The sequence below is a fragment of the Ruminococcus sp. AM31-15AC genome (genome assembly GCF_003462045.1).
In the GTDB taxonomy this organism is placed as follows: Bacteria; Bacillota; Clostridia; order Oscillospirales; family Ruminococcaceae; genus Hominimerdicola; species Hominimerdicola aceti.
Map to the genome: position 1 here is coordinate 26,418 of NZ_QTYG01000019.1, position 20,397 is coordinate 46,814.

General features: G+C 44.3%; 16 protein-coding genes, 3 tRNA genes, 1 pseudogene and 1 other annotated feature. Of the genes and pseudogenes, 14 read left to right on the forward strand and 6 right to left on the reverse strand.

Translation table 11 applies throughout. The features are described 5' to 3' along the window. Nucleotides 1-7 precede the first annotated feature (7 nt). From DW793_RS07235 to gpmI, 4 genes are all read left to right on the forward strand, one after another. Entirely contained in the window at nucleotides 8-325 is a 318-nt protein-coding gene (locus DW793_RS07235) for a TfoX/Sxy family protein (RefSeq protein WP_117939655.1), read from the forward strand. Nucleotides 326-451: 126 nt separating this feature from the next. Further along, entirely contained in the window at nucleotides 452-1,228 is a 777-nt protein-coding gene (gene tpiA / locus DW793_RS07240; RefSeq protein WP_022287442.1) for a triose-phosphate isomerase, read from the forward strand. Nucleotides 1,229-1,345: 117 nt separating this feature from the next. After that, nucleotides 1,346-1,795, forward strand: a complete 450-nt coding sequence (locus DW793_RS07245; protein ID WP_118157500.1) for a hypothetical protein — start codon at nucleotides 1,346-1,348, stop codon at nucleotides 1,793-1,795. A gap of 35 nt (nucleotides 1,796-1,830) precedes the next feature. Next, nucleotides 1,831-3,354 (forward strand): 2,3-bisphosphoglycerate-independent phosphoglycerate mutase, encoded by a 1,524-nt coding sequence (gpmI, locus tag DW793_RS07250; protein WP_117863195.1) that lies wholly within the window; start codon nucleotides 1,831-1,833, stop codon nucleotides 3,352-3,354. A 91-nt stretch (nucleotides 3,355-3,445) separates the two neighbouring features. Here gpmI and DW793_RS07255 read toward each other — a convergent pair whose 3' ends face one another. Next, on the reverse strand, nucleotides 3,446-4,528 hold the full coding sequence (locus DW793_RS07255) for a sensor histidine kinase (protein ID WP_118157501.1): 1,083 nt from the start codon (nucleotides 4,526-4,528) through the stop codon (nucleotides 3,446-3,448). A gap of 252 nt (nucleotides 4,529-4,780) precedes the next feature. On the opposite strand from DW793_RS07255, the gene gap reads away from it, so the two are divergent. Continuing rightward, nucleotides 4,781-5,818: a type I glyceraldehyde-3-phosphate dehydrogenase gene (gap, locus tag DW793_RS07260; RefSeq protein ID WP_022287438.1), complete on the forward strand. Its 1,038-nt coding sequence runs from the start codon at nucleotides 4,781-4,783 to the stop codon at nucleotides 5,816-5,818. Between the two features lie 332 nt (nucleotides 5,819-6,150). Here the strand turns inward: gap and DW793_RS07265 are convergent, their stop codons facing one another. From DW793_RS07265 to tyrS, 4 genes are all read right to left on the reverse strand, one after another. Continuing rightward, a complete protein-coding gene (locus DW793_RS07265) occupies nucleotides 6,151-8,049 on the reverse strand; it encodes a carbohydrate-binding domain-containing protein (protein WP_181988316.1) in 1,899 nt (632 codons plus the stop codon). Nucleotides 8,050-8,150: 101 nt separating this feature from the next. Continuing rightward, complete coding sequence (locus tag DW793_RS07270; RefSeq protein WP_390624661.1) at nucleotides 8,151-8,855, reverse strand: DUF4956 domain-containing protein; 705 nt, start codon at nucleotides 8,853-8,855, stop codon at nucleotides 8,151-8,153. Continuing rightward, nucleotides 8,848-9,576, reverse strand: coding sequence for a polyphosphate polymerase domain-containing protein (locus DW793_RS07275; RefSeq protein ID WP_118123513.1), 729 nt, complete (start codon nucleotides 9,574-9,576; stop codon nucleotides 8,848-8,850). The genes DW793_RS07270 and DW793_RS07275 overlap by 8 nt, the downstream gene beginning before the upstream one ends. A gap of 200 nt (nucleotides 9,577-9,776) precedes the next feature. Next, the gene (gene tyrS / locus DW793_RS07280) at nucleotides 9,777-10,994 is read right to left on the reverse strand and encodes a tyrosine--tRNA ligase (RefSeq protein ID WP_117878221.1); all 1,218 of its coding nucleotides are present in this window, start codon (nucleotides 10,992-10,994) and stop codon (nucleotides 9,777-9,779) included. A 64-nt stretch (nucleotides 10,995-11,058) separates the two neighbouring features. Further along, nucleotides 11,059-11,296, reverse strand: a binding site (T-box leader). 328 nt (nucleotides 11,297-11,624) lie between these two features. Here tyrS and DW793_RS07290 point away from each other — a divergent pair. The 9 genes and pseudogenes from DW793_RS07290 (at nucleotide 11,625) to DW793_RS07330 (ending at nucleotide 18,649) form a co-directional block, all read left to right on the forward strand. After that, nucleotides 11,625-13,363 (forward strand): annotated as a pseudogene (locus DW793_RS07290) (ABC transporter ATP-binding protein). After that, nucleotides 13,356-15,122, forward strand: a complete 1,767-nt coding sequence (locus DW793_RS07295; RefSeq protein ID WP_118157504.1) for an ABC transporter ATP-binding protein — start codon at nucleotides 13,356-13,358, stop codon at nucleotides 15,120-15,122. Before DW793_RS07290 ends, DW793_RS07295 begins: the two are co-directional and overlap by 8 nt. A 233-nt stretch (nucleotides 15,123-15,355) precedes the next feature. Beyond that, nucleotides 15,356-16,255, forward strand: coding sequence for a DUF5685 family protein (locus tag DW793_RS07300; RefSeq protein ID WP_118157505.1), 900 nt, complete (start codon nucleotides 15,356-15,358; stop codon nucleotides 16,253-16,255). Next, nucleotides 16,252-16,875, forward strand: a complete 624-nt coding sequence (locus DW793_RS07305; RefSeq protein ID WP_118157506.1) for a J domain-containing protein — start codon at nucleotides 16,252-16,254, stop codon at nucleotides 16,873-16,875. Before DW793_RS07300 ends, DW793_RS07305 begins: the two co-directional genes overlap by 4 nt. Nucleotides 16,876-16,881: 6 nt before the next feature. Next, nucleotides 16,882-17,424: a hypothetical protein gene (locus tag DW793_RS07310; RefSeq protein WP_046439958.1), complete on the forward strand. Its 543-nt coding sequence runs from the start codon at nucleotides 16,882-16,884 to the stop codon at nucleotides 17,422-17,424. 13 nt (nucleotides 17,425-17,437) lie between these two features. Next, entirely contained in the window at nucleotides 17,438-18,178 is a 741-nt protein-coding gene (locus tag DW793_RS07315; protein WP_117878000.1) for a TVP38/TMEM64 family protein, read from the forward strand. Between the two features lie 139 nt (nucleotides 18,179-18,317). Beyond that, nucleotides 18,318-18,391, forward strand: a tRNA-Gly gene (locus tag DW793_RS07320). Between the two features lie 49 nt (nucleotides 18,392-18,440). Beyond that, nucleotides 18,441-18,517, forward strand: a tRNA-Arg gene (locus tag DW793_RS07325). A gap of 54 nt (nucleotides 18,518-18,571) precedes the next feature. Further along, nucleotides 18,572-18,649, forward strand: a tRNA-His gene (locus DW793_RS07330). A 195-nt stretch (nucleotides 18,650-18,844) separates the two neighbouring features. On the opposite strand, the gene DW793_RS07335 is transcribed toward DW793_RS07330, so the two are convergent. Then, complete coding sequence (locus DW793_RS07335; protein ID WP_181988318.1) at nucleotides 18,845-20,008, reverse strand: leucine-rich repeat domain-containing protein; 1,164 nt, start codon at nucleotides 20,006-20,008, stop codon at nucleotides 18,845-18,847. Between the last annotated feature and the right edge of the window lie 389 nt (nucleotides 20,009-20,397).

Here is a 20,397-nt window from a genome sequence, read left to right on the forward strand (position 1 = left end):
AGAAAATATGCCAACTGATGAGAGTTATTTTGAATACATACTCGAACAGCTCAGCGAGCTTGAAGATATCCGAGCAAGAAAAATGTTTGGTGAGTATATATTATATTATAAGGACAGAATATTCGGTGGCATTTATGATAACAGACTTCTTGTGAAGTCCGTGAAAGCTGCAGAAGATCATCTTAAAGACATAACGTTAGAGATGCCCTATGAAGGTGCAAAGCCAATGTACCTTGTGGATAATACCGATGATAGGGATTATCTCAAAGGGCTTGTGGAAGCAATGTATGAACAGCTCCCACCGCCAAGATCAAAGAAAAAATAAGGTAAAAAACAGCGGAGGTTCTTTGTTAATTAGTTGACAAATACGAGTGAATGTTGTATAATAGACTTGGAAAACTAGCAGGAGCAGTTTTTCTGTTCCCTATAAAAAATAAAGGAGTTTTTTATCATGAAAAAAGCTGTAAGAAAAGCAATTATTGCAGGAAACTGGAAAATGAACAAGACAAGACCTGAGGCTAAGGAGCTTCTCGAAGCTATCAAGCCACTTGTTGCAAATGCTGAGGGCAAGGTTGAAGTTATCGCTTGCGTACCTTTCACAAACCTTGAAACTGCTATCAACGCAACAGCAGGCTCAAACGTAAAGATCGGTGCAGAGAACGTTCACTTTGAGAAGAGCGGTGCTTTCACAGGCGAGATCTCAGCAGATATGCTCGTTGAGCTTGGCGTTGAGTACGTTGTTATCGGTCACTCAGAGAGAAGACAGTATTTCGGCGAAACAGACGAAACAGTAAACAAGAGAACAAAGGCAGCTCTTGCAGCTGGTCTGAAGCCTATCGTTTGCGTTGGCGAGCTTCTCTGGGAGCGTGAGTGCAACATCACAGAGGAAGTTATCGCAAGACAGGTAAAGCTTGATTTCTTCGGCGTATCAGCAGAGGACGTTAAGAAGTCCGTTATCGCTTATGAGCCGGTTTGGGCTATCGGCACAGGCAAGACAGCTACAGCAGATCAGGCAGAGGAAGTTTGCGCATTCATCAGAGCAACACTTGCTAAGATCTATGACGAGGCTACAGCAGAGGCAGTTACAATTCAGTACGGCGGCTCAATGAACGCTAAGAACTGTGCAGAGCTTCTTTCTAAGGAGAACGTAGACGGCGGTCTTATCGGTGGTGCTTCACTGAAGGCTGCTGACTTCAACACTATCGTTCAGGCAGCTGTTGAGGGCTAATTAACAGACGGATATCTAGGGGCAAAATATCATTCGTCACAAGAACAAACAAATAAAAAGTTCCGCAGGGGACGGCTGCGGCTGTCCTCTGCTTTTTTTGAACAGGGGGACGCAACTGTGAAAAAAATAATATTTGCAGCATTAGTATTATCCATGTGTATGTCATTTGCAGCCTGCGGAAACACTGATGAAAGCAGCGCACCTGCGGCAGAAAGCTCTCAGACAACATCTGAAGCTCAGCTTGAAAATGTAACTATCAAAATGGACTCTAGTAAGCTCCTTAGCGGCGTTGAGTTTACAGACAGCGAGCTTCTCGACAAAACCGCAGAGTTCACCAAAAAGGTAACTGAGAACGCAGAAGAAAAAGAGCCGGATTCAAAGGAGTATGTTGTTGGCGGCGATTGGCTGGATATAAAATGTTCAGACGGAACTTCTATCTACTATGAAGCAGGAGAGAGTAACTATGTCCGTATCGGCGCAAAGACCTATTACACAAGCGACGATACCGCCAAGGAATTTAAGGAATATGTCCTGAGCTTCCTTGAAAATGGCGGTTATTGGGGATAATACGAATATAAATGATGTTGAAAGGACTAAGAAATATGTCAAAGAAACCCATAGCACTTATCATTATGGACGGCTTCGGCTATAATCACAAGGATTACGGCAACGCTATCAGAGCTGCCAAAACACCTAATATCGACAGACTTCTTGCCAACTATCCGCACACTCTTATCGGTGCAAGCGGCATGGACGTTGGACTTCCTGAGGGACAGATGGGTAACTCAGAGGTAGGCCATACAAATATCGGTGCAGGAAGAATAGTTTATCAGGAACTTACAAGAATTACAAAGTCTATCAAGGACGGCGAATTCTTCTCAAACGAAGCTTTCACAGCAGCCGTTGAGAACTGCAAGAAGAATGACAGCGCACTCCACCTGTTCGGACTTCTTTCAAACGGCGGCGTTCATTCACATAATTCACACCTCTATGGTCTTTTGGAGCTTGCTAAGAAAGCAGGTCTTACAAAGGTATACGTTCATTGCTTTATGGACGGCAGAGATGTTCCTCCTACAAGCGGTGCTGACTTTGTTGCTGAGCTTGAAGAAAAGCTCAAGGAAATTGGCGTCGGCAAGATAGCAACAGTAATGGGCCGTTACTATGCAATGGACAGAGATAACCGTTGGGAGCGTGTAGGCAAGGCTTATGACGCAATGGTATACGGCGAGGGCAATAAGGCTGATAACGCAGTTGACGCTATCAAGGCTTCCTATGCCGCTGACGTTACAGACGAGTTCGTTGTTCCTACAGTTATCGATGAGAACGGCAAGATATCCGCAAACGACAGCGTTATCTTCTTCAACTTCCGTCCTGACAGAGCAAGAGAGATAACAAGAACTCTCGTTGACGACGACTTCACAGGCTTTGAGAGAAGAAATGGCAGATTCCCACTTTACTATGTCTGCATGACACAGTATGACGCAACAATGCCAAACGTTGACGTTGCATTCAAGCCAGCAAGCCTTGAAAATACTTTCGGCGAGTATATCGCAAAGAAGGGTCTTTCACAGCTTAGAATCGCTGAAACTGAGAAGTATGCCCACGTTACATTCTTCTTCAACGGCGGCGTGGAAGCTCCTTTTGAGAACGAGGACAGAGCCCTCATCAATTCACCAAAGGTAGCAACTTATGACCTCCAGCCTGAAATGAGTGCATATCTTGTTTGCGACGAAGTTCTCAAGAGAATAGAGTCTGATAAGTATGACGCAATTATCCTCAACTATGCAAACTGCGACATGGTAGGTCACACAGGCGTGTTCGACGCAGCCGTAGCAGCCGTAGAGGCAGTTGACGAGTGCGTAGGCAAAACAGTCGACGCAGTTCTTGCAAAGGGCGGCATAGCACTTATCACAGCAGACCACGGCAACGCAGATAAGATGATGGAAGAGGACGGCTCACCGTTCACAGCCCACACAACAAACCTTGTACCTCTTATTATCGCAGGCGCAGGCAATGTTCTTATCAGAGAGGGCGGCGTTCTTGCTGATCTTTCACCAACAATGCTCAAACTCATGGGTCTGGAGCAGCCAAAGGAAATGACAGGTAAGTCTATCATCAAGGACTAATTTCCATAAAATAATCAAGGCAGTACCGAGAAAATCGGCACTGCCTTTTTTGTATCCCATCTATTCACTTGCTCTGTATATTGCCCAAACCCTATTTCAGCGGGTCAAGCCCTTTAGCCATTATGCAGTAGGTACTGCCGTATGGGTTCGGTATGGGTGGCATTCTGCTCACATGAAACTCTTTCGGCAAACCACGGCTGTCACATGGGAAACTCATGGTCACACAAGTGCCTTTGCCGATCTCGCTGCGATAACTTAGTTCACCGTCAAAACGGTCGCAAAAGCATTTTGCCAGTGCAAGCCCCAACGCCTCGCTGCTACTGTATTTCTGGAATGTGCCAAAGGGCGTGATAGCCGCCTGCCATACATCGTCTGTCATGCCGTTGCCGTTATCACTTATTGACAGTATTATCCTGTCGTCCTCGGTTTTTAGGATAAGCTCCACCTGCCGTTGTTCCTTGTCATTGTACATATATGCGTTCACAAGCAGATTTACAAGCACATTTTTAATAAGGCTTTTGTTTGTTTCAAAATAAATGCACGGGTCAATGGAGTATCTGAAAATACAGCCGTCCTCTTCAAGCAAATTGCCTTCTTCGTCGCATACCTCACCGCATATGTCTGACAGGCTCTGATATTCAGTTGTGAAATTGCCACTGAAATATTTTGCAAGTTCTGTCATGTTCACCGTTGCGGAAAATGTCTTCAGTATACGAAGCCTCGCCTCATGGTCAAAATGCTCATATTCAGTGCCGACTTTTGAAGAAAAGGATTCCTTTTGGCTGTCAAGCATCGCTAACATTTTAGAAAGCTCCATCCTTATGTTGCCGAGAAAATTCGATTTGAAGCGTAAATATCCAGACTTGTCCGAAAGACGTTCTATGTCCATGCAGGAGTAATAGTGTATGAGATAATTCGTTATAATGCCATTATCTCTCAGTGGTTCAAACCGCATTGCCGCCGAGTCTGCAAACCTGCCCTTATATTCAAAGGTAGCTGTCTTTTCAACAGGCAGAATGAAAGCGTTTTCCGGAGTATCGCATAAAGCAGAAATATCTATAACATCAGGCAGATCGCCATGATTTTTCCAAATGACATTAAGCTCAGCGTCAGTGAGGATAATGTTTTCCTCAGACTGAGCGTATATCTCTTTCACAGAAGATGTCAGTTCCACTTTGTTAGCCTGCCTTTCATAAAGATCTCATGTAAATATTATAACCTAAACTGTCGGGGTAGTCAATAAAAAATCATCAATATTTGATCACATTTTAAAGAATTTAGCAGTGCTTTGACGAATCAGGACGCAGGTGGCTTTGCGGTATTGCCTTAAAGAAAAAAAGTTCTAAGTTTTTTGTAAAAACACTTGCAATGTATAGAAAAATGTAGTATAATAAGTACAGAAAAATTTTTAGGAGGTAAATTAATTATGGCAGTTAAAGTCGCAATTAATGGTTTTGGACGTATTGGACGTCTTGCATTCAGACAGATGTTTGGCGCAGAGGGCTACGAGGTAGTTGCAATCAACGACCTGACAAAGCCTTCAATGCTCGCTGATCTTCTTAAGTATGATACAGCTCAGGGCGGTTACTGTGGCAAGATCGGTGAGAATCTCCACACAGTATCAGCTGACGATGAGGCTAATACTATCACTGTTGACGGCAAGACTCTTCAGATTTATGCAGAAAAGGACGCTAAGGATTGTCCTTGGGGCAAGCTTGGTGTAGACGTAGTTCTCGAGTGCACAGGCTTCTATACATCAAAGGCTAAGAGCCAGGCTCACCTCGATGCTGGCGCTAAGAAGGTAGTTATCTCAGCTCCTGCTGGTAACGACCTCAAGACTATCGTTTACTCAGTAAACGAGAAGACACTTACAGCTGACGATACAATCATTTCAGCTGCATCTTGCACAACAAACTGTCTTGCTCCTATGGCTAATGCTCTTAACAAGTATGCTCCTATCCAGAGCGGTATCATGAGCACTATCCATGCTTACACAGGCGACCAGATGATTCTTGACGGTCCTCACAGAAAGGGTGACCTGAGAAGAGCAAGAGCTGGTGCTGCTAACATCGTTCCTAACTCAACAGGTGCTGCAAAGGCTATCGGTCTTGTAATCCCAGAGCTTAACGGCAAGCTCATCGGTTCTGCACAGAGAGTTCCAGTTCCAACTGGTTCTACAACAATCCTTACAGCAGTTGTAAAGGGTGCTGACGTAACAGTTGAAGGCATCAACGCTGCTATGAAGGCTGCATCTTCTGAGTCATTTGGCTACAATGAGGATCCAATCGTTTCTTCTGACGTTATCGGCATGAGATTTGGTTCACTCTTCGATGCTACTCAGACAATGGTATCTAAGATCGCTGATGACCTCTATGAGGTACAGGTAGTTTCTTGGTACGACAACGAGAACTCTTACACATCACAGATGGTAAGAACAATCAAGTACTTTGCTGAGCTTGCATAATCTGCACAGCTAAAACTAAATTGTTTACTAAAGACCGCTTCATCATGAGGCGGTCTTTTTTTGTATCAGTTTATAGCAATGGTGGGTAATCAACGGGCGAACAGTGTTTGCCCGTTGATCATAATTACACAAAATGTATATACCGGGTCAGTTGTTTCAATTTTTTTTTTTAATTTCTATTGAAATTTTAATTAATATGGTGTATAATATTCTTGTGGTTGGTTATTCATGATACTTTAATTATACCACAAAAAAGACTGCTGTCTTGCTTTTTTGCAAGATCGCAGCCTTTTTTCTTGGGGACTTTTTTACAGTCCCTTTTGTCGTTCATATCAGAAACCACGTCCTCCGCCATGACCTCTGCCAAAGCTCATTCCCTTGGAATTAGAAGTAACAATGCCGTCAATAGTCACGGTTTCCGACTGCGACCCAGCCGTAATGGTGTAAGTTTCGCCTTTCTTCAGGTCAGCGCTTGTGAATACAACGCTCTGCCAAGTCTTTGTAGGGGTAAAGCTTAAGATCTCCTTGCCGTCACTGTCAGTGATAGTCAGTTTTTCGTTTGCCGAAACTGTCGAACCAAGATCGTGCAGAACACTGTATTGTGTGGAGTTGTCACCGAAGCCTTCTTCCATTCCAACTGCACCACAGGCGATGAGCGTTCCCCCTGTTACAGTTGCAGTGCCGTTGTAGTCAAGTGCACCGTTGCCACCGTTAGTAGGTCCGCAAACGCAAACTTTACCGCCTGTCATAGTGAAGTTGCCATTTGAGTCAAGTCCGTCGCCTTCAGCGTCAATGGTTACAGTTCCTCCATTGATGTTAAGTTCGACACCGTCCTGTGACGAGAATTGGTCAGCACCCATTCTGTCTGTTGATCCTGTGTCGCTTCCTCCTGCGCAGTTTATTCCGTCATCGCTTGCTGCCACTGATATGGTGCCACCGTCTATTGTCACGATAGATCCCTCGATACCTTCGTAGCTCTTTGTGATGTCTACAGTGCCGTCGGATATGGTCAGATTTTCATTAGCGTGCATTCCGTTGTCACCTGACGCCGCAGAAATATTTCCTCCTGTTACCACAATGTTTCCATTGCTGTGTACTGAATCGTCTGCCGAATCTATCTTGAACTCGCCACCGCTTATGTTCACCTCGTTGCCTGCCTTTAAAGCCTTTGCAGATGTTGAAGTGCTGTCCGTTGTATCTGTGTTGTCAGCCGTAGGCATTGCAGGCGGTTCGCCTCCTGTGCCGTTTCCGTTATCGTCAGGTCTGCCCATTCCGTTCGGACCACCACCACCGTTGCCCATGTTGTTCTGCCAATTTCTGTTTGGCGTGCCGTCAGACTTCATAGAAGCGTTTGCACTTCCACCTCCTGTGGTGATGTCAAAGCTTCCGTCCTCGATAGAAAGCACAGTTTCCGCCTCGAATGCGTCATTGTTTGCGACTAATGTGAAGCTTCCCCCTGTCACGCTTATAAAGCCTTTGTCAGAAGCCTCTGTGTTAGTGGATTTTATGCCGTTCGTGCCTGCGGAAATGTTGAATGTTCCGCCCGATATCTTAACGCTGTCCTTGCCCTCCATAGCGGTTGAAGCCGAGGTCACATTGATATTGCCGCCAGTGATAACAAGATCGTCCTTTGAAACTATGCCGTGCTTGTAGTTCGCATTCACAGTAAGTGTACCGCTGCCGTTTATAGTAAGGTCTGCTTTGGAGAAAATAGCACCGTCTGTGTTGCTGTCATCTTCTCCTAAAGAGTAGCTTGCACTGTCCGTCAAAACGTTCTCTGTGCCGTCCTCCAGCACGATATAAACTTTTTTAGCTTTGCTCACGAGCAGGGGAGCATTGTCTGAACAGGTGATATCCAATCCATTGAAAATAAGCTTTATTTCAGCCGTCTTGTCCGCTAAAACGATTATCCTGCCGTTGGTCGCCGTGCCTGAAAGAATGTAAGTGCCTGCCTGCGAAATGGTAACAGTTTCCCCTTCTGAGGTCGCACCCTCACCGTCTATAGCCGCACTGCCATCAGCAAATGTAATCCCTACTGAGCTTTCCTCGTCATATCCAACGTCAATGTCCTCTGCCGCAATGCTTGCGTCAATGTCAGACTTTGCTGCCTGAGAAACACTGCTTGTGGTCTGTGAAGAACTTGCACTCTCTGAACAGCCTGAAAAAGCTGTGACCGTGATAAAAAACGCCGCCGTGATAGCCGCAAGCTTCTTTGTGTCCGAAGTTTTCATGAAAAATACCCCCTTTTGCATGGTAAAAAAAGGTTGAAAAAAGCCGCACAAGACCGCTTTAGCCTTGTGCGGTTTTGCTTATGGATACTTTTGTTATTTTGTCAGAATGATTGTTCCTCAATGTCTGCTGCCACTGCACACATTATTTCAAGGTTGCCGTTTCTGCATCTAAGTTCGTCAATAAGCTTCTTTTCGTTAGCGTCACCCTTTAGCTCTATGCGGTATTTCAGCTTGAAAAGGCTTCCCATATTTGTGGTCTTTACCGAAACAAGCTCACATTCTGAAAGATACTTTTCAAATATATCGTCAAATACCTCAGTGTAATCAAGGCTTTCAGGGATAGTGATACTAAGATCCTTGTGACCCGACTTCTTTTTGCCAATAGGCAGAAGCGTGTAAATAATGTTCAGCAGGCTCACGCACACAGCAAGCATAAGAGCCAACGCAAGGTGGTTCGTGCCCGTCGCAAGACCCACCGCCATTGAAAGGAATATAGCACAAATGTCCATTGCGCTTCCCGGTACAGAACGGAATCTTACCAAGCTGAATGCACCCATAACAGCCACGCCCGTGCCGATGTTTCCGTTTACAAGCATTATCACTACCTGTACTATCACAGGCAGCAAAGCAAGCGTCATCATAAAGCTCTTTGTCTTTTTCTGCTTGAAGTTGAAAGCAAACGCTATTATAAGACCAAGCACCAACGAAGCCGCAGTGCTGAAAATAAATTCGTTTGTAGTTATCGCCGCCACGGTCGTTTCAGTGGTGGTCACAGTAGTAGCCGCAAGAGTAGTTGAATTAAGCACAGCTTATCACCTTACCTTTATGTATTTTTTCAGAAAATTCATTAAGATACGCAGTTCCGTATTTTGAGAATGACGCAGGATATATCTCCAGTTCATCAAGTATAGCCGATAACCAAAGAGGCATAGCGTTCGGTATCTTTATTTCCATTACCCTCACGCCAGCAGGCAGAAGCTCTTTTCCCCAAATGCCCTTGTCAAGCTCTTTTTGCTCCTCACGGTAAAGAATGTGCGTGTCAAAGGTCAGCCTGAGGGAAGGGTCTTCTGCACCGCAGTAAGCAAGTCTGTCATAGCTAAGATACATTGCAGGAGCAATGCCCTTATAGAATTTGAGAAAATATTTCAGCTCGTTCTCTATCTGCGGATTATCATGAGGTACATCTTTGCCTGCAAAGAAATCACGGGTCTGTGCAAGGGTCATTTCAATACGCCTCTTGTAGACCACACCCTTGTATTTCTTTTTAAGCTCCACAAAAACCATGTCTTCATCATTAGGTACGCCGTAGCTCCTCACTCTCAGCTTTTCCTTGTAAACAGGCTTTTCAATGGAGTTTCTCACAAGCTGATGACTTGGTGTGTCATAATATATGTTGCAGATAGTACTTTTGTAATATCTGTCTTTGACAAAATGCCCATCGAGCTTTTTTATAAGCTTTTCATAAGTCGGTTCATCAACGATATATTTTTTCTCTATCCGTCTGAACACTTCCTGATTGCCATTCATATCCACGCCTCTTTTCGTGATTTTTTCGTATGCTTCGTGTAAACTTTCCTTTGATTAAAAGTATATATGAATAACTTTAAATATAGCTAAACCTTATATGTATTTTGTGTGAATGTTTATGAATATTGCAAAATACCATATATTTGTATACAAAAAACGGGTGAACTTCTGTCCACCCGTGGAAATTATTTTGCACTATATTATTCCGCAATAGCCTTGTGGAAGATCTTCTTACCCTTTTTGATAACAACAGGCTCAGAGAGATCAACAAGACCCTTAGGGTCAGTGAATTTCTCGCCATTCACTGCAATACCGTTCTGAGTAACAAGACGTCTTGCCTCGCCATTTGAAGGGCAAAGACCGCACTTAACGAGAAGCGTAAGAATACCTATCTTGCCGTCAGTAAGATCAGCCGCCGCAATAGTCGTGCTAGGCATATCGTCACTGTTTCCACCGCCTGCAAAAATAGCCTTTGCCGCAGCGTCAGCCTTGTCAGCCTCTTCTTTGCCGTGAACAAGCTTTGTCAGCTCGTAAGCCAAAAGCTCCTTAGCCTTGTTGTATTCAGCACCCTCCATGTGTTTCTCCATTTCCTCTATCTCCTCGATAGGAACGAATGTGAGCATCTTCAGGCACTTGATAACATCAGCGTCGCCAACGTTTCTCCAGTACTGATAGAACTCGTATGGAGAAGTTTTTTCAGGGTCGAGCCATACAGCGCCCTTTTCTGTCTTGCCCATTTTCTTGCCCTCGGAGTTGAGCAGGAGAGTGATAGTCATTGCATAAGCGTCCTTGCCAAGCTTCTTTCTGATAAGCTCAGTGCCGCCCAGCATATTAGCCCACTGATCGTCACCGCCGAACTGCATATTACAGCCGTAATCCTGGAAAAGTCTGTAGAAATCGTATGACTGCATTATCATGTAGTTGAACTCAAGGAAAGTAAGACCTCTTTCCATTCTCTGCTTGTAGCACTCGAATGTAAGCATCTTGTTTACAGAGAAGCAAGCGCCAACGTCACGAAGCACGTCGATGTAGTTAAGGTCCATGAGCCAGTCAGCGTTGTTTACCACAAGAGCCTTGCCGTCAGAGAAATCAATGAAACGGCTCATCTGCTTTTTAAAGCAAGCAACGTTGTGCTCGATAGTTTCCTTTGTGAGCATCTTTCTCATGTCAGACTTGCCCGAAGGGTCGCCTATCATGCCTGTTCCGCCGCCCAGCAGAGCGATAGGCTTGTTGCCTGCCATTTGCAAACGTTTCATAAGGCAAAGTGCCATAAAGTGACCAACGTGTAGAGAATCAGCAGTTGGGTCAAAACCAATGTAGAAAGTAGCCTTACCAGCGTTGATAAGCTCCTTTATTTCCTCCTCGTCAGTGAGCTGAGCGAGAAGACCTCTTCTTTTCAGTTCTTCAAATACTGTCATTTTTCATACCTCCGTATTATTTTTTTGCGGTACATAAATAAAAAATCCCCTGACAGAAAATCTGTCAGAGGACGAATTATCGTGGTACCACCTCAGTTTATCGGGAAACTCCCGACCTTACAGGCTCAGCAGAAAGCGAAGCCATAGCACTGTAACGTGTGCAAACCGTTTCGCCTTACGCAAAAGCTTTCTCAGCGAACAGCTCAGGAATGTATTCACACTTTGTAGAAATGCTTTCTCGCACCGACCGAAAGCTCTCTGAAATTTCGCAAAAGGCTACTTATTTCCGTCATAGCATTTAAACCTATTGATATGACTATAGCACACTTTCACCCTTTTGTCAACCCCCTTTTTGTTAGAAGTGAGGAATGAGGAGTGAGGAGTGAGGAATGAGGAATGAAGGTATCGCCTGCGGCGATGATTATTGTAGGGGACGACGCCCTCGGCGTCCCGCTCGGAGGTGCGAGGCTTGAATTTTCACAAACTATGCCGGCGTATAAAGACGGGCGACCTTTTTGCCCCTGCATTATCCCCCACTTTTTTAAAGAATTAACTTATTCGTCTACAAATGTACAAAAACATATGATATAATAAAATTTATATGATTTTATTTAGTTGGGAGATAGAAAAATGCTGAAGCTTTTTAGGTATCTGAAAAACTATAAAAAAGAAAGCATAATCGGTCCGCTGTTCAAGCTTATCGAAGCCTGCTTCGAGCTTGCAGTGCCGCTTGTTATGGCTAATATCATTGACGTGGGTATAAAAAATCAAGATAAGCCCTATATCTATAAAATGGGTGGTGTGCTTGTCCTCCTCGCCTTCTGCGGTCTGGCTTGTTCGTTGACTGCTCAGTATTTTGCCGCAAAAGCGTCACTGGGCTTTGGAACAGCCCTCCGACGTGATCTTTTCAAGCATATCAATTCACTGTCCTATGCGGAAATAGACAGCGTTGGAAGTCATACCCTCGTCACAAGAATGACAGCGGATATCAATACCGCTCAGCAGGGCGTGAATATCCTCCTTCGTCTGTTTCTTCGTTCGCCTTTTATCGTTTTAGGCTCAATCATAATGGCATTCTCTATCTCAGTGAAGCTTACCCTTATCTTCCTGATAATCGCCCCTTGCCTTGCTTATGTCATCTATCTTATAATGCACATCACTATACCGCAGTATAAGAATATCCAGAAAAAGCTGGATAAAACTAACCTTATGACAAGCGAAACTCTCACAGGCGCAAGAGTTATCAGAGCCTTTTCACGTCAGAAAGACGAGGAAAAAGAGTTCGCTGATAATACCGAAGAGCTCAAACGCCAGCAGATTATCGCAGGAAGAATTTCCGCCCTTATGAACCCTGCCACCTATGTTATCGTAAACTTCGCTATCATCGCTATCATTTGGTTTGGCGGCAAAGCGGTTTATACAGGCTTTATCTCACAGGGCGAAGTGATAGCCCTTGTAAACTATATGAACCAGATACTCTTAGCACTCCTTGCTATGGCGATACTCGTTACAAATATCACCAAAATGCAGGCTTCCGCTATCAGAATAAATGACGTTTTCGCTGTGGAGCCAAGTGTATCCGATAAGGATAATAAGCCTGTCGCAACTGACGGTAACGCTCCATGCGTTGAGTTCAGAAACTGTTTCTTCTCGTACGCATCAGCCGAAGCCGACTCTCTTTCGGATATAAGCTTCAAAGCCATGAAAGGCGAAACTATCGGTATAATCGGAGGTACAGGTTCAGGTAAGACCTCTCTTATCAACCTTATCCCAAGATTCTATGATGTCCGTCAGGGCGAAGTCCTTGTTGACGGCGTTGACGTAAAAGAGTACCCATTCTCACAGCTCAGAGGCATGATAGGCATTGTTCCTCAGAAAGCCGTCCTCTTTAAGGGTACTATAAGACACAATATGCAGTGGCGTGATAAAAACGCCACGGACGAGGATATCTGGAACGCTCTTGACATTGCTCAGGCGAAAGATTTTGTTGAGAAAAAGCCTGATAAGCTTGACGAGATGATACTTCAGGAGGGCAAAAACCTCTCAGGCGGTCAGCGTCAAAGACTTACCATGCAAGAGCATTGGTTGGTGATCCTGAGATACTCATTCTCGATGACTCAGCCTCCGCCCTTGACCTTGCCACAGATGCAAGGCTCAGAAAAGCTATCCACGAAAAAACAAGCGGTATGACCGTTTTCATAGTTTCACAGAGAATCTCATCTATAAAAAGTGCCGATAAGATAATCGTTCTTGACGATGGTAAAATAGCAGGTATCGGCACTCATTCAGAGCTTTATAACGGCTGCGAGGTATATAAAGAAATATGCCTTTCACAGCTTTCAGAAAAGGAGGCGCAGGCAAATGGCTAAGCAAAGCACAAAAAACAAGCTTGATACCTCAGCTCTCAGACCGCTTCTCAAATACGCAAAACCGCATATGTGGCTGTTCATACTGTCCATGGTCTTTGCGGTCATAGCAGTTGCCACCACACTTTATGCACCAATCCTCGTCGGCAATGCTGTTGACCTTATCATAGCCAAGGGACTTGTAGATTTTGACGGAATTATCAATATCATCATCAAGCTTGGCGTAACAGTCACCGTAACAGGCATTGCCCAGTGGCTCATGTCACTTTGTACAAATAAGATAACCTATTGCGTGGTAAGAGATATCCGAAACGATGCTTTCGCAAAGCTCCAAAAGCTACCCCTTTCTTATATCGACTCCCACCCTCACGGTGATATAATCAGCCGTATAATCTCCGACTTGGAGCAGGTGTCAGACGGACTTCTCATGGGCTTTTCACAGCTCTTTACAGGCGTGTGTACAATTTTCGGTACACTTGGATTCATGCTCTCCATCAACGTGAAAATAACCCTTATCGTGGTTATCCTAACTCCGCTTTCCCTATTTGTCGCAAGATTTATCGCCAAGAACACATTCAAGCTTTTCCACCAGCAATCAGTTGCAAGAGGCGACATGACCAGCCTTGTTGAGGAAATGACAGGCAATCAGAAGGTAGTAACAGCATTCGGCTATCAGGAAGAAGCTGAGGAGCAGTTTGAAGAAGTAAACCTCAAGCTTCAAAAGGTGGGACTTAACGCCACATTCTTCTCATCACTCACCAACCCATGCACACGTTTTGTAAACAACCTTGTCTACATGGCTGTCGGTATCGTAGGCGCACTCTCCGTAATAAAAGGCGTTGGCTTTACTGTTGGTAACCTTAGCTGTTTCCTCACTTATGCAAATCAGTATACAAAGCCTTTCAATGAAATATCAGGAGTTATCACCGAGCTTCAAAGTGCATTCGCTTCTGCAAAGCGTGTCTTTGAGGTCATAGACGAAACAGAGGAGATATCTGACAGCCCTAACGCTACTGTTCTTACCTCCGTTGACGGCACATTAGACGTTGACAACGTGTCCTTCAGCTATGTGCCTGATGTGAAGCTTATCGAGAATTTTAACCTCCATGTAAAGAGCGGTCAGCGTACAGCTATCGTAGGACCAACAGGCTGCGGCAAGACCACCATGATAAACCTCCTTATGAGGTTCTATGATACCGACAGCGGCGAGATACGCATAAGCGGCGAGCCTATAAAGGATTGTACCCGTGATTCCATGAGAAGTATGTACGGCATGGTCTTGCAGGAAACGTGGCTGAAAACAGGCACCATAAGAGAGAACCTCTGTTACGGCAAGCCTGACGCCACCGAGGAAGAAATGATAGCCGCCGCCAAGTCAGCCCATTGTCACGGCTTTATAAAGCGTCTGCCAAAGGGCTATGATACCGTTATTTCAGACAGCTACAGCACTATCTCCGCAGGACAGAAACAGCTTCTCTGTATCGCACGAGTAATGCTCTCTCTGCCGCCAATGCTCATTCTGGACGAAGCTACATCGTCTATAGATACCCGTACGGAGATATTGGTACAGCGTGCCTTTGAGAAAATGATGCAGGGCAGAACGAGCTTTATAATTGCCCATAGACTTTCTACTATCAAGAACGCAGATACTATCATAGTAATGGATTCGGGACACATAGTAGAGCAGGGAAGTCATGATGAGCTTATGGCAAAGAACGGCTTCTATGCCGATCTCTATAACTCACAGTTTGCTGTGACCTGATCCCGACGTTTGTTTATAAAAACCTGATATAGGGGCGGCCTTTGGTCGCCCTTTTGTATTTTGCCCTATTTTTTATCCCGTCCGTCTTTTTGATCCCTCCATTACCCCACCCTTATTTTTATCATAAAAATTATTGACTTTTATCTTAAAATTGTTGTATAATGTTATATATTTCACGGGATATACACAATCGTGTTTTATAATGTATAGTAACGAAAACCTAAGGAGTGCCTATGTTCGGATATGTCCGCCCTTTCAAACCCTATATGCGAATGTTTGAATATGATATCTATAAAGCTGTCTATTGCGGACTCTGTAAGGATATGGGTAGGCGCTATGGCTTTGTGACACGCTTTACCCTTAGCTACGATTTCGCATTTCTCTCCCTTATGGATCTCTCTGTGAGGGGAGTTAAGCTTGACGCAGAAAAGCAACGCTGTATCGCACACCCTCTTAAAAAGACCATGTGCGCAAAGTGTACCTGCGATCTTAAATATACGTCCTCAGCCGCAGTGATACTCACATATCATAAGCTCCGTGACGATATAGCCGATAAAGGGCTAAAAGGCAAGCTTGCCGCATTTGCACTTCTGCCTTTTTTCAAAAAGCCCTATAAGAAAGCGGCTCGCCTTTATCCGGATCTTGCCCCTACCGTTGAAAACGCAATGGAATTGCAAAATAAAATAGAGCGTGAAAAAACAGCAGGCATCGACCTTGCCTGCGAGCCTACCGCACTTATGATGCAAGCCGTTGCAGGCGGACTTACAAGCAAGCATGACCAACGCCGACCGCTCCTTGAACGGTTCGGCTACCTCCTCGGCAGATTTATCTATATCTGCGACGCTCTGGACGACCTGCCGGACGACCACGAGAGTGAAAGCTACAATCCGCTCCTTGCAAAATTTCCAACCACCGAGGGCATAAATGCGGACTATCTCAAAAAAGTCCACGCCTTTTGTGATGATAGCATAAATTTCACCCTGGGTGAAATGGCAGATATCTATGTGAAGCTCGACCTTGAGCGATATCGTGATATACTTGATAATATCGTGTATCTTGGGCTGAAAAATGTCTATACTCAAATAAGAAGCGGAAAATTCCGCAATAACAGGAAAGGAAATAACGATCAATGATCTCCAAAGACCCTTATAAAATTTTAGGTGTATCCCCAACAGCTTCAGACGCTGAAATAAAATCAGCTTATAAAGAGCTTGTGAAAAAATATCACCCCGACCAGTATCAGGATAACCCCCTAGCTGACGTAGCTGAGGAGAAAATGTCCGAGATAAACGCCGCCTATGACCAGATCATGACCTCAAGACGTGGGGGAGGATACCAGTCCGCAGGAAGCGGCTATGACGGCTATGCTTCCTCACAGGGCTTTGACTCAGGCTATATCAGAAGCCTTATCCAAAGCGGAAGCTATACTCAGGCAGATCAGATACTTGATAATGTGTCCTCCTCGGAAAGAAATGCCGAGTGGTATTTCCTCAAAGGCACTATCTGCCACCGCAGAGGCTGGCTCAATGAGGCTTATAACAACTTCACAAGAGCCGTCCAGCTCGACCCAAGTAACATGGAGTATCAAAGCGTGCTGGCCCAGATGAACAGACAGCGAAGCGGCTATATGAGCGGCAACCCAACTCAGGGCTACCGAGCGGGCGGCATGAGCGGCCCTGACTGCTGTTCCTCACTTTGCTGTGCAGACTGCTGCTGTGAAATGATGGGTGGCGACCTTATACCGTGCTGCTAAAGACCCATGAGAAATAAAATAGCTTTTCGAGTGGCGCTTGGCGGCATATGCTCTGCTGTCTGCCTGCTTTTGATGTTTTCAAGCAGCTTTTTGCCCATGCTCGATTATACTATCCCTACATTCGCCGGCTTCATGATGGTTGTGATGATAGTGGAGGTGGATAAAAACTGGGCGATAGCCACCTATTGTGCAGTGAGCCTGCTGAGCATTTTCGTGACCCCAAATTACGAAGCAACCCTGCTTTTCATACTGTTCATGGGGTATTATCCAATACTTAAATATTATCTCGACCAAAAGAAAAACCGCCTGTTGGTGTGGGCAATAAAGCTTGCAGTGTTCAATGTGGCGATAGTCATATTCTTTTTGGCTTTTCAGTATATCTTTACTTCGGTGGATATGCTCGAGGGCATGGAGATGTTTGGCAAGTATGCCGTGCTTGTTCTGTGGGCGGCGGCAAACCTGTTTTTCTTTATTTATGACTATGCCCTCACACAGCTGACAGATATGTACATAAATTGGTTTAGGAAAAAAATACTCAGAAGAAAATGACGGTGACGTTTTTATGAACGAAGAACAAGAGAAAGAAATATTAAACGAGGCGAAAATACAAACTGCAAGGCACAAGAAAAAAATACAGATAATAAGCCTTGTTGCAATAATAGCGGTCATAGTAATGGCTACAGTGGCGTGTATACCTCTTATAAAAGCACTTCACAGCGAGGCAGGTATTGCAGCCTTGGAGCGTAAGCTTGATAACTACAGTGGCATTGTGGGAGTGCTTATCTTTACTTTCATACAAGCTCTTCAAGTGGTCATAGCGGTCATACCGCCTATACAAGTGGTGGGTGGAGTGCTGTTCGGCTGGTTCTGGGGCGGTTTGCTATCATTCTTGGGTACGCTCCTTGGCACAATGGCAATATTCGTGCTTGTGAAAAAATTTGGCAGACCGATAGTGGAAGCCTTTGTTGACGAGAAACAGCTAAAAAAATTCAAATTCCTGCAAAATGAGAAAAAGCTAACCGTTATCCTTATAATCCTCTATCTCATACCGGGAATACCCAAGGACGTTATCTCATATATCGTCCCCCTGACTCCCATAAGCAAGAAGGATTTTTTCTATTATGTCATGCCTTGCAGACTTCCGGCAATAATGCTCTCCACGATTTTGGGGAGCAATGTAAAAAGCGGTAACTTCACGGTTGCACTTGTGGTGCTTGGAGTAGCTCTAGTAGCAGGTATCGTTGGCTTTTTGTTCAAAGATGTTATAGTGAATAAAATGAAACAACATAAGAAGAACAAATAAGTAAAGTTGCACAAAGTTGAGTTTAGATGAAAAAAATATAAAAAAGTGCTTGACAAAAGGCTCTTGTAGTGGTATAATAAATATCGTTGATTGAGCGGTAAGCTTGAAAGACCACCAAAAAAGCCTGGTCAGGCAGTATGCGGGTGTAGTTCAGTGGTAGAACTCCAGCCTTCCAAGCTGGTCATGTGGGTTCGATTCCCATCACCCGCTCCAATATATCTTAAACTTTTATCCGAGTTTGAGGTATCAATGAGTACAGTATGCGTCATTAGCTCAGTTGGATAGAGCAACCGCCTTCTAAGCGGTAGGTCACTGGTTCGAATCCAGTATGGCGTACCATTAAACTCGTTCCAGATGAAAGTCTGCTGCGAGTATTTTCTTCTAATATGTATGGTGGGTATAGCGTAGCTGGCCTAACGCGTCAGTTTGTGGCACTGAAGACCGTGAGTTCGAATCTCACTACCCACCCCACTGAATACGTTCTGCGTTAAGCAGAGCGTATTTTTTTTTACATATCGCAGGGCGACCTTTGGTCGCTCGTTTTTTTTATATACCACCGACAATGACCTATATCCTACCGACTTGGATTATTATATCCCACCTGCAAATAGACAGAAAAAGGACGGCAACTTAAAAGCTGCCGCCCAGATCCAGAGGTTATATATTTTATAAAGCGAAATTTTTGTTGTAAACAGCCTCGGCTATCCTGAATGTTTCGTCATCAAGTGCAGGAACAGCGTCAGCAGTGATCAAGGCTGCACCTCTCTCAAAAGCGTCCTCCGCAATGCCATCGGCACCATGCTGAATAACAACGCTTCTTAACTCAGAGCAATCCACGAAAGCCTTTGCACCAAGCTTCTTTACAGATGATGGGATAACAACTTCTCTCAAAGTCTTACAGCCACGGAAAGCCTCGCTTCCAACATAAGCGATCTTGCCTGATATCCTCACCGTCTTAACTACAGTATTCTGAGCAAACGCTCTCTTGCCTATCCTGCTAACGGAATCAGGAAGATAAACGTTCTCGAGCTTCTCACAAAGTGCAAATGCACACTCGCCTATCTTTCTTACAGATCCTGCGAACTCAACCTTTTTCAGAGCAGAGCAGCCGAAGAATGCGTAGTCGCCAACAGCCTCGATTCCAAATGGTATAGAGATCGCTTCCAGACCTGAGCAGAATGTGAAAGCATTCTCTGCGATCTCGATCATAGCTGCCGGTATCTCAAGCTCTCTCAGAGAAATGCAGTTCTGGAAAGCTCCATTTCCTATGGAAACTATATTTTCATTAAGATAAATTTCTTTCATTGAAGAGCAAAAGCCGAATGCAGACTCACCGATCTCTCTTACGCTCTCGGGCAGGTCAGCTCTCTCCAAACTGTCGCAATTGTAGAATGTGAATGGCAGTATCCTTTCCACACCGTCAGGTATAGTCGCAAATCTCAGAGATTCACAACCGCAGAATGCCATCTCACCAATAAACCTTACGCTCTCAGGTATAGTCACATTCACCAGTGAACAGCATTTGTAAAATGCCTTTCTTCCGATGACAACAACGTCCTTTGAGATAACAGCGCATTTAAGGTCGTAAAGATGTGCGAAAGCACCGCCTGCAACAGCTATGACCTTTTTGCCACGAAGCTCAAAAGGAAGCTCCAGCACTTCGATATGGCTGTCACCGCAGTATCCGGTAATAATACACATATCGTCAGCTGTAACATATTTAAAACAGCCCGAGATCTTCTCGCTGCTGATACTGCTGCTTGCAGTTACACCAACGCTCTCAAGTGCTTCTTTGAAACCATTGTCGCCCATAAAATTAATGCTTTTCATCAGCGTGACCTCCATTATACCCACTATAAATATATACCTCGTAACTGAACTTAAACGTTTTCTGTATTTTCTAATGAAATTATACTACAGTAAACTATTTTTGTCAATGGTATTCGCAATATTTTATTTATAAAAAATTAATTTTCAGAACTTTTTCACTGATTGTGAACGGCTTTTTTGTCACTTTTCACAATTAATTTACGCAAAATAATTTTAGTTTTCACATATCGTTCTCAACCTTTGAGAATACTGTAATTTTATAGTAGCAAACGTTTTCGCAAATGACACAAAAAGCTAATACCAGTTTATAGAATTTGCTTGATTAATCGAACCAAACCATAAGATGATGTTTTTCTTATATTTGTAAGATTGTCATAAATTATATTTAT

Bases quoted from the DNA above. Each gene is read 5' to 3' on its own strand.
- DW793_RS07295 (WP_118157504.1), top strand. From the start codon at position 13,356: ATGGCTAAGCAAAGCACAAAAAACAAGCTTGATACCTCAGCTCTCAGA.
- DW793_RS07275 (WP_118123513.1), bottom strand. From the start codon at position 9,576: ATGAATGGCAATCAGGAAGTGTTCAGACGGATAGAGAAAAAATATATC.
- gpmI (WP_117863195.1), top strand. From the start codon at position 1,831: ATGTCAAAGAAACCCATAGCACTTATCATTATGGACGGCTTCGGCTAT.
- DW793_RS07300 (WP_118157505.1), top strand. From the start codon at position 15,356: ATGTTCGGATATGTCCGCCCTTTCAAACCCTATATGCGAATGTTTGAA.
- tyrS (WP_117878221.1), bottom strand. From the start codon at position 10,994: ATGACAGTATTTGAAGAACTGAAAAGAAGAGGTCTTCTCGCTCAGCTC.
- DW793_RS07310 (WP_046439958.1), top strand. From the start codon at position 16,882: ATGAGAAATAAAATAGCTTTTCGAGTGGCGCTTGGCGGCATATGCTCT.
- DW793_RS07335 (WP_181988318.1), bottom strand. From the start codon at position 20,008: ATGAAAAGCATTAATTTTATGGGCGACAATGGTTTCAAAGAAGCACTT.
- gap (WP_022287438.1), top strand. From the start codon at position 4,781: ATGGCAGTTAAAGTCGCAATTAATGGTTTTGGACGTATTGGACGTCTT.
- DW793_RS07315 (WP_117878000.1), top strand. From the start codon at position 17,438: ATGAACGAAGAACAAGAGAAAGAAATATTAAACGAGGCGAAAATACAA.
- DW793_RS07235 (WP_117939655.1), top strand. From the start codon at position 8: ATGCCAACTGATGAGAGTTATTTTGAATACATACTCGAACAGCTCAGC.
- DW793_RS07305 (WP_118157506.1), top strand. From the start codon at position 16,252: ATGATCTCCAAAGACCCTTATAAAATTTTAGGTGTATCCCCAACAGCT.
- DW793_RS07265 (WP_181988316.1), bottom strand. From the start codon at position 8,049: ATGAAAACTTCGGACACAAAGAAGCTTGCGGCTATCACGGCGGCGTTT.
- tpiA (WP_022287442.1), top strand. From the start codon at position 452: ATGAAAAAAGCTGTAAGAAAAGCAATTATTGCAGGAAACTGGAAAATG.